This window comes from Frankia sp. CoWAU3 (assembly GCF_977971855.1).
Window position 1 is genome coordinate 1 of record NZ_CDWWXB010000238.1, and the last position, 3,255, is coordinate 3,255.

General features: G+C 70.6%; 4 protein-coding genes and 2 pseudogenes. 2 read left to right on the top strand and 4 right to left on the bottom strand.

What is annotated here, in order from left to right:
- Positions 1-159: 159 nt before the first annotated feature.
- Positions 160-354: pseudogene (locus AC08ON_RS16205) on the top strand (IS3 family transposase); the annotation flags it as partial.
- Between the two features lie 177 nt (positions 355-531).
- Here the strand turns inward: AC08ON_RS16205 and AC08ON_RS16210 are convergent.
- Both AC08ON_RS16210 and AC08ON_RS16215 read right to left on the bottom strand, forming a co-directional pair.
- The gene (locus AC08ON_RS16210) at positions 532-1,392 is read right to left on the bottom strand and encodes an IS66 family transposase (RefSeq protein WP_476607378.1); all 861 of its coding nucleotides are present in this window, start codon (positions 1,390-1,392) and stop codon (positions 532-534) included.
- A gap of 26 nt (positions 1,393-1,418) precedes the next feature.
- A pseudogene (locus AC08ON_RS16215) lies at positions 1,419-2,105 on the bottom strand (DUF6444 domain-containing protein); the annotation flags it as partial.
- On the opposite strand from AC08ON_RS16215, the gene AC08ON_RS16220 reads away from it, so the two are divergent.
- The gene (locus AC08ON_RS16220) at positions 2,077-2,277 is read left to right on the top strand and encodes a hypothetical protein (protein WP_476617270.1); all 201 of its coding nucleotides are present in this window, start codon (positions 2,077-2,079) and stop codon (positions 2,275-2,277) included. The pseudogene AC08ON_RS16215 and the gene AC08ON_RS16220 overlap by 29 nt on opposite strands.
- A gap of 231 nt (positions 2,278-2,508) precedes the next feature.
- Here the strand turns inward: AC08ON_RS16220 and AC08ON_RS16225 are convergent, their stop codons facing one another.
- Positions 2,509-2,796: a type II toxin-antitoxin system RelE family toxin gene (locus AC08ON_RS16225; RefSeq protein ID WP_011437076.1), complete on the bottom strand. Its 288-nt coding sequence runs from the start codon at positions 2,794-2,796 to the stop codon at positions 2,509-2,511.
- Positions 2,793-3,092 (bottom strand): type II toxin-antitoxin system Phd/YefM family antitoxin, encoded by a 300-nt coding sequence (locus tag AC08ON_RS16230; protein ID WP_476607377.1) that lies wholly within the window; start codon positions 3,090-3,092, stop codon positions 2,793-2,795. Before AC08ON_RS16230 ends, AC08ON_RS16225 begins: the two co-directional genes overlap by 4 nt.
- Positions 3,093-3,255 lie beyond the last annotated feature (163 nt).

Below are 3,255 nucleotides of genomic sequence, written 5' to 3' on the forward strand. Positions count from 1 at the left end.
CACCTCAGACCGTCCTGAACCAGCCACCGGCCAGCTCAACGGACTCCAAAGATCAACTTATCTAGGAAACTCCCGCTAGGCTGGCTTGGGCGGGGCTGGGAGAGGTAGATCGTGACGATGATGCTGACGGCCGGGCGGGGTCTGGCCGATGATGGTCGGGTGGACGAGTCCGAGCCGGTGGTGGGGCGGCCTGACCCGGAGGTCGAGCCGAAGGCGAAGCGGCGGACGTTCACGGCGGAGTACAAGGCGCGGATCCTCGCGGAGTACGACGCGGCCGAGCATGGTGAGAAGGATGCGATCCTGCGTCGGGAGCGGTTGTACTCGGCGCATCTCGTGGAATGGCGGCGGGCGAGGGTAGGGTCGCGGCGTTGTCGAGGAAACGTGGCCGGCCGGCGGCGGACCCGCGGGACAGGGAGATCGAGCGCAAACATTCAGCCCGGGCGGCGTGGGTGCCGTTTGATGGCATGACGTGATGCCGGTCGGGGCGGGTGTGTCTCCGGTCGGTGGGTGTTGTCGGGTGGGGGTTGTGTTTCAGGCCGGGGCGGCGGGCGGCCAGTCGGGGATCCAGGCCCGGCCGGTGACGACCTCGCGCAAGGTCGTCATGACGTCGCGGCCGTGTTTGGCGGCGGTGCGCAGGTAGCCGAGGATGGTGTAGCGGTCCTGGGTGACCGTGTTGCTGGTCAGCCGCCCGGAGATGTTCTGCTGCAGCTTCGCGGGGCGTAGTTCGCGTTCGGCGTCGTTCGAGGTCGCCGGGATGGCCGGGTCGGTGAGGAACCGCAGCACGTCGGCCTGCCGGGTGCTGAGGAACTCCACGAGCAAGCGGGCGGGGCGCTCGCCGGGGTGGGTGCCGTGCGAGGTCGTGGCGAACATCCCGACCTTCACGCCGTCGCGGAACAGGGCAAGCAGGTCCTCGACGCTGGCCGGCGCCGGTCGTGCCGGGGGTGTGCAGTAGCGGCAGTGCGCCGGGTCGTGGCGCGCGGCGAGGTCGGCGGCGTGGCGGGTGAGGTTCGTGTGGTGGATCAGGCCGCGCAGCGCGTCGGCGATCTGCCCAGGCCAGTGCTGGTCGGGGTAGGTCTCGGCGGCGGCGGTCAGGTCCCTGATCAGGTGCTGGGCGCAGAACTGGTGGACCAGGCCGGGGAACTCCACGTCGTCGGGGTCGTGCGCGCCGTCGTCGCCGGTCCCGTCGGTGAGCGGGTCGCCGACGGCGGGGTTGAAGAAGTCGTGGTCGTAGAGGTGGTAGCGGTCGTGGACGACGGTCGCGCCGGCGGCGGCGAGTTCGCCGAGCACCGAGGTCTGGAACGTCCGCAGGTCGCGGTCGCCGAGCAGGAAGTGGGTGTACAGCTCGGTGCAGGCGACCAGCAGGTGGCGCTTGGCGTCCTTGCGGCCGGCCATGGCAGCCGCGGGCCGACCCTGATCGGGGTCTCGTCCATCACGACGACCGCGCACAGGGTGATCAGCGCCCGGCTCCGCTGGTGCGCCGCCGTGAGCGCGGCCGCGACCGTGTTCAGCAGGCCGTGCACGAACCCGGTCGACGGCGCCGCGCCGGTCAGCGAGGTCAGCAGGTCCACGCACCGTCCGACCGGCAGGTGGTGCACGACCATCAGATAGACGCACCAGGCCCGCAGGTTCGGCCCGTAGCCGATCGGCCCGCGGTGCGCGCCGTCCGGGCGGGTGGCCTGGTGGACCTTCCCGCAGGCGCATGCCAGCGCGTGCTGGTCGTACTGGGTCACCCGGGCCGTGAGCAGCGGGATCTCGACCTGCGGGTAGGAGTCCACGACGCCGAGGTCCCGGGCCGTGCCCCCTCCCAGGGCCGTGGCCAGGTCGTTCCCGCACCCACACCGGCCCTCCGGGAACCGGTCGACCTGCTCGTCGGGGTCCTCGACCCGGGCCAGGTGCGTACCCGGCGCGCCGGGCTGCCCCCCACGCCGACGCTGCTGCCCACCGCCGGTACGGGTCTTCCTCGGGGCCGGCGCAGGCCTCCCGGGCTGGTCGTCCTTCGACGACGGGAACGAGGAGTTGCCGCTGTTCCGCGACATCAGGTGCTCCAGCCGGTCGAGCCGGGCCGCGAGGTCCTCGTTGACCGCGGCGAGCTTCTCGTTCACCACGACCAGCCGCTCGGTGTCCGCGATCCGCCGCTCGTTCTCGGCCCGCAACGCCGTGTTCTCCTCCGCCAGCCAGGCGACCAGCACCCAGACCAGCCACGGCACGGCCGCCGACGCGGCGGGCGTTGGCCTGTCGTGGGAAGGGCCGTCCGGTGTGGGCACACCACGGATCTAACGGGTCGCAACCCCACGCCATGCAGCGACAGGGCCATCACTCACCCAATCCGCCTGGCCACCCGTCAACCCCGGCAGACCGTCACCGACAGCCACAACAAGCCCCATGATCGTCACGCCGCGCGAACCGGCTGAAGGTTTACGTCGGGTGCTTCGTCAGGCTTCCGGCGCCATATGTGCAAGCAGGGGGGACATCGGCGGTGCTCGTACCGGCACGCTGCGGTCTTGCCGCTCAACGCCCGCGGTATGCGTCGGCGCGGTGCTCTACGGCGGTCACGAGAACGATGCGGTTCTCCTCGTCGATCTCATAGAGCACCCGGTACATGCCTCGCCGCGCCGACCAGGTTCCAGCGTAGGGCGGGTAGAGGAGACGCTTACCGAGCCTGTGCGGGTTCTCCAGGAGCGTCGTGGTGATGAACTCGTGTACGGCCGTGGCGACCTTTTCCGGTATACGTCCAGCAAGCGCGCGGGCCGCCGGACCGGTGATCTCCAGACGGTACGGCCCGGCAGCGCCCGTCATGACGAGCGTCTCCTGGCACCCGGCGCGGCGCGCTTGGCCATGAGCGCCGCCAGGTCCTCGGCGTCAAGCACGTCGCCGGCCTCGACAGCGGCGCGGGACTCGGCCAACTGCCGCATGGTCTCGCGGTTCGACAGCACCTCGACGGTCTCCTCCAGCGCCGCGAGGTCGTCGGGCGAGACGAGGATCGCCACGGCATGACCATGGCGTGTGATCTCTACCCGGTCATGGGTTCGCTCGACGTCGTCGAGCAGCTCTGAGAGGCGGTTCCGAGCATCCGTGAAGGGCAGCGTCGTCACGATCTCAGTCTACGCTCAAGTGGCGTGAAGTTAAGGCAGAACTCGCGGCTCGAATCGGCCACAGAGACAGTCGGCCCGGAGGCCATGCGCACTGGCCAGGGCGCACTGGGTGGCAACTCGGCCGTCATCCGCGCAGATCCCGAGCCCGCCGCGTGGGGCCGAG